Raw genomic sequence first — 5,422 nt, forward strand, 5'->3', positions numbered from 1 at the left:
CCTCAGCGAGGCACCCCCTCAGGCGACGGGCCCGTAGTGACACGCCTGACGGCAACCCCCCAGGGGCGCGGGGAACTGCGCGGAACGCCCGCCCCCACGCACCCGCACCCGCCCGACGGCCGAACCCGGCACACGCACAGGCGCCCCGTCGAAGCGGGTGACTGTGCCTGCTCAGGAGTGCGCTCAGCCCCCGTCGGCGGGTGGCCCACGGACACGGGAACCCACCCCGGTCTTCGGGAGGCGCTTGCACTCGACCATGCCGAGTGCTAATCATTGGCGTTAGCACTCTGAAGGTGAGAGTGACAAAGATGGACCGGGTCGGTGAGGCCCGCAGGCCGGGTGGGGCAAGGAACCCACGGGTCGGCGAGCCGTCCGTCGCGGGCGCGGGCGCGGTCCGAAGGAATCACCCCCAGTCCTGGAGGGACCACTTCACATGGCCAAGATCATCGCGTTCGACGAGGAGGCGCGGCGCGGCCTCGAGCGCGGCATGAACCAGCTCGCGGACGCCGTGAAGGTGACGCTCGGCCCCAAGGGCCGCAACGTCGTCCTCGAGAAGAAGTGGGGCGCCCCCACGATCACCAACGATGGTGTCTCCATCGCCAAGGAGATCGAGCTCGAGGACCCGTACGAGAAGATCGGCGCCGAGCTGGTCAAGGAAGTCGCCAAGAAGACGGACGACGTCGCCGGTGACGGTACGACCACCGCGACCGTGCTCGCCCAGGCCCTGGTCAAGGAAGGCCTGCGCAACGTAGCCGCCGGCGCCAACCCCATGGCCCTCAAGCGCGGTATCGAGAAGGCCGTCGAGGCCGTCTCCGCCGCTCTGCTCGAGCAGGCCAAGGATGTCGAGACCAAGGAGCAGATCGCCTCCACGGCCTCCATCTCCGCCGCCGACACCCAGATCGGCGAGCTCATCGCCGAGGCGATGGACAAGGTCGGCAAGGAAGGCGTCATCACCGTCGAGGAGTCCCAGACCTTCGGTCTGGAGCTGGAGCTCACCGAGGGTATGCGCTTCGACAAGGGCTACATCTCGGCGTACTTCGCCACCGACATGGAGCGGATGGAGGCGTCGCTCGACGACCCGTACATCCTGATCGCCAACTCCAAGATCGGCTCTGTCAAGGACCTGCTCCCGCTCCTGGAGAAGGTCATGCAGTCGGGCAAGCCGCTGCTGATCATCGCCGAGGACGTCGAGGGCGAGGCCCTGTCGACCCTGGTCGTCAACAAGATCCGCGGCACCTTCAAGTCCGTCGCCGTCAAGGCCCCGGGCTTCGGTGACCGCCGCAAGGCCATGCTCGGCGACATCGCCATCCTCACGGGCGGCGAGGTCATCTCCGAGGAGGTCGGCCTCAAGCTGGAGAACGCGACCCTGGACCTCCTGGGCCGCGCCCGCAAGGTCGTCATCACCAAGGACGAGACCACCATCGTCGACGGTGCCGGTTCCTCGGACCAGGTCAACGGCCGTGTGAACCAGATCCGCGCCGAGATCGAGAACAGCGACTCGGACTACGACCGCGAGAAGCTCCAGGAGCGCCTGGCCAAGCTCGCCGGTGGCGTCGCCGTCATCAAGGCCGGTGCCGCGACCGAGGTCGAGCTCAAGGAGCGCAAGCACCGCATCGAGGACGCCGTTCGCAACGCGAAGGCGGCCGTCGAGGAGGGCATCGTCGCCGGTGGTGGCGTGGCCCTGCTCCAGGCCTCCCAGGTCTTCGAGAAGCTGGAGCTCGAGGGTGACGAGGCGACCGGCGCCAACGCCGTGAAGCTCGCCCTGGAGGCCCCGCTCAAGCAGATCGCCGTCAACGGTGGTCTCGAGGGTGGCGTCGTCGTCGAGAAGGTCCGCAACCTCACCGTCGGCCACGGCCTCAACGCCGCGACCGGTGAGTACGTCGACATGATCGCCGAGGGCATCATCGACCCGGCGAAGGTGACCCGCTCTGCCCTGCAGAACGCCGCCTCCATCGCCGCGCTGTTCCTCACCACCGAGGCCGTCATCGCCGACAAGCCGGAGAAGGCCGCCGCGCCCGCCGGTGGCGGTATGCCGGGCGGTGACATGGACTTCTGATCGCCCCCGGGCCGCGAGGCCTGACGGTCGGTCAACGTCCTTGCCGGGGCGGCCCCTCCTGGGAACAGGGGGTGGCCGCCTCCGGTCTTTTTCTGCGCTATGCTTGATCACGAGCCGCTCGACGTGAAGCCCCGTCGGTCGACTACGCGTTGGTGGTCCAAGGAAAGACGCCCCGCTTCCTGCGGGGAAATGCAGGTGCAAGGCCTGCCCAGCGCTCAAGGTGAAGCCCGTCCCACGGTCGTGGGGCGGGCTTCTTCCATGCGTGGCCGGGGTCACAGCGCGGTGGGAAATCCTGGGGCGCGCGGGGTGGTTGGCACCTGGGTAGTGTCCATGCGCATGCACATACCGAGGAGTATCCCCCCGTGACCGTCCCCGCTCCCTCCCGCGCCGCCGAAATCCTCTCCCGCCCGGTACACATCAACGGCCTGACCGTCCCGAACCGCATCGCGATGGCGCCCATGACCCGCATGTTCTCCCCGGGCGGTGTCCCCGGCGAGAACGTGGCGTCGTACTACTCCCGCCGCGCGGCCGCCGGAGTCGGTCTGATCGTCACCGAGGGCACGTACGTCGGCCACGAGTCCGCCGGGAACAGCGACAGCGTCCCGCGGTTCCACGGTGAGGAGCAGCTGGCCGGCTGGGCGAAGGTCGCCGAGCGGGTGCACGCGGCGGGCGGCACCATCGTGCCGCAGCTGTGGCACATCGGCATGGTCCGCAACCAGGGCGAGGCCCCCTACGCCGACGCCCCCGCCGTCGGCCCCTCCGGCCTGCGGATCGGCGCCGACGAGCCCACCGGCAAGGCGATGACCCAGCGCGACCTGGACGACGTGATCGGCGCGTTCGCCGAGGCCGCGGCCGCCGCCGAGCGCATCGGCTTCGACGGCGTGGAGCTGCACGGCGCCCACGGCTACCTCCTCGACCAGTTCCTGTGGGCGGGCACCAACCGCCGCACCGACGCCTACGGCGGTGACCCGGTCGCCCGGACGAAGTTCGCGGCGGAGATCGTCGCGGCCGTACGCGAGACGGTGTCGCCCGAGTTCCCGGTCATCTTCCGGTACTCGCAGTGGAAGCAGGAGGCCTACAAGGCGCGGCTCGCCGAGACGCCGGAGGAGCTGGAGGCGATCCTCGCCCCGCTCGCCGCCGCCGGAGTCGACGCCTTCCACGCCTCCACACGCCGCTACTGGCTTCCCGAGTTCGAGGGCTCCGACCTCAACCTCGCCGGCTGGACCAAGAAGCTCACCGGCCGCACCACCATCACGGTCGGCTCGGTCGGCCTCGACGGCGACTTCATCAAGGGCTTCATGGGCGAGGGCTCCCCGGTCAAGGCCATCGACGACCTGCTCGACGCCCTGGAGCGCGACGAGTACGACATGGTCGCCGTCGGGCGGGCGCTGCTCCAGGACCCCGAGTGGGCCGCGAAGGTGCTGGCGGGCCGCTTCGACGAGCTCCAGCCGTACGACGCGGCCGCGCTGAAGTCGCTGAGCTGACGAGCTGAGGCACGGGCGCCCCGGCTTGGTTGACTCGGGCAAGGGACGTGGGCTGGAGTGAGGCGAAGCAGCCCCGACCTGTGAGGAGTTCGACCGATGACGTCAGCCGAGGGTCTTGAGGTGCGCACCGCGGCCGGTGCGGTGCGCGGGCGCGCCGTGGACGGCCTGGTGGTCTTCCGGGGGATCCCATTCGCGGAGCCGCCGGTGGGCGAGGCGCGGTTCCAGGCGCCGCGGCCCGTCGTGAGCTGGGAGGGGACCCGGGAGGCGTACGCCTTCGGGCCCCCGCCCCCGCAGGAGGCCGGCTTCCAGGGCCGGGCCGCGCAGCCGGCGGCGCCCACCGGTGACGACTGGCTGACGGTCAACGTCTGGACCCCCGGGACGGACCCCGCGGCCCGCCGCCCGGTGATGGTGTGGATCTACGGCGGCGCCTACAAGCTCGGCCACTCCGGCAGCCCCGGCTACGACGCCCAGCACCTCGCCCGCGCCGGTGACGTGGTCGTCGTGACCCTCAACTACCGGGTCGGCATCGAGGGGTTCGCCCTGCTGGAGGGGGCGCCCGCGAACCGGGGGCTGCTGGACCAGGTCGCCGCGCTGGAGTGGGTGCGGGACAACATCACGGCCTTCGGCGGGGACCCCGGGCAGGTCACGGTGTTCGGGGAGTCGGCGGGCGCGGGGTCGGTGGCCTCCCTGCTGGCGATGCCGGCCGCGCGGGGCCTGTTCGGGCGGGCCGTCGCGCAGAGCGTGCCCGGCACGTACTTCTCCGCCGAACTCGCCCGGGACATCGCGGTGGAGATCGGCAAGGAGGCGGGGCTCGCGCCCGCGGCCGCCGCGCTGTCCGCCGTCGATCCGCGGGAACTCCCGGCCGCCGGTGAGCGGTTGAGCTCGCGCATGCGTGAGTACGAGGACCGGTGGGGGCAGGTGGCACCCACCGCCACCCCCTTCTCGCCGGTCGTCGACGGCGAGGTGCTGCCGTGCACGCCCTGGGAGGCGCTGGCGGCGGGGGCCGGGCGGGACGTGGAGCTGCTCGTCGGGCACAACCGGGACGAGTACCGGCTCTTCCTCGCCCTCGGCGAGCAGCTCGGCCGGATCACCGGGGAGCAGGAGGCCGCGGCCCTGCGGCTGTTCGCGCCGGGCCCGGACGGGGAGAGCGCCTACCGTGCCGCCTTCCCGCAGGCCGCGCCGGGCGAGCTGTACGAACGCGTCCAGACGGACTGGCTGTTCAGCATGCCGTCCCTGCGGCTGGCGGAGGCGCAGTCGGCGGGCGGCGGCCGGGCCCACCTGTACGAACTGACCTGGCCCGCCCCGGGGCTGGGCGGGGTGCTCGGCGCGTGCCACGGGCTGGACATCCCGCTGCTGTTCGGCACGTACGACGCCGACCTCGGGCAGCTGCTGTTCGCGGGGGCCGGGGTGCCGGACGAGGCCAGGGCGCTGACCGCGCGCTTCCAGTCGGCGTGGACCGGGTTCGCGCGGACCGGGGACCCGGGCTGGCCGGCGTTCGAGGCCGCGGGCCGGCCGACCCAGGTGCTGGACGTGCGGGCGGAGGTGCTGCCGTACCCGGAGGAGGTGTCGCGGCGGCTGTGGGACGGGTACGGCTTCCCGGCGCTGCCGCTGCTGAAGTAGGACCGGGCGCTAGAGATTGCCGAGCGGCTCGATGTCCACGCGCACCGGGGTGCCCCAGACCCGCAGCACCTCGTAGTCGGTGAACTCGTGGACGAGCCGGTACGCCATCGCGGCGCGCGGACCGCGGCGCTGGGCGTGGATGTACAGCTCGGCCTCGTGTCGGTCCCGCCTCGGCGTCCCGCACAGCTGCCACTCCTGGCCGGTCCACTGCTCCGGCAACCAGCGCTGCTGGGGCCGGGGCCGGTCCTCCCGCACCCCGTAC

The 5,422-nt window shown here is 71.7% G+C and carries 3 protein-coding genes and 1 pseudogene; 3 read left to right on the forward strand and 1 reads right to left on the reverse strand.

Annotated features, from left to right (window positions below):
* Positions 1–433 precede the first annotated feature (433 nt).
* The 3 genes from groL to EHS43_RS36185 all read left to right on the forward strand — a co-directional run bounded on the left by groL (position 434) and on the right by EHS43_RS36185 (position 5,160).
* Positions 434–2,056, forward strand: a complete 1,623-nt coding sequence (groL, locus tag EHS43_RS36175; protein WP_020140084.1) for a chaperonin GroEL — start codon at positions 434–436, stop codon at positions 2,054–2,056.
* Between the two features lie 362 nt (positions 2,057–2,418).
* Positions 2,419–3,540 (forward strand): NADH:flavin oxidoreductase, encoded by a 1,122-nt coding sequence (locus tag EHS43_RS36180; RefSeq protein ID WP_125194840.1) that lies wholly within the window; start codon positions 2,419–2,421, stop codon positions 3,538–3,540.
* A 96-nt stretch (positions 3,541–3,636) separates the two neighbouring features.
* Positions 3,637–5,160 carry a carboxylesterase/lipase family protein gene (locus EHS43_RS36185; protein WP_125194841.1) on the forward strand — a complete coding sequence of 508 codons (1,524 nt, stop codon included), beginning with the start codon at positions 3,637–3,639 and terminating at the stop codon, positions 5,158–5,160.
* A 9-nt stretch (positions 5,161–5,169) separates the two neighbouring features.
* On the opposite strand, the pseudogene EHS43_RS36190 reads toward EHS43_RS36185, so the two are convergent.
* Positions 5,170–5,422 (reverse strand): annotated as a pseudogene (locus EHS43_RS36190) (hypothetical protein); the annotation flags it as partial.

The organism is Streptomyces sp. RP5T, assembly GCF_003933965.1.
In the GTDB taxonomy this organism is placed as follows: Bacteria; Actinomycetota; Actinomycetes; order Streptomycetales; family Streptomycetaceae; genus Streptomyces.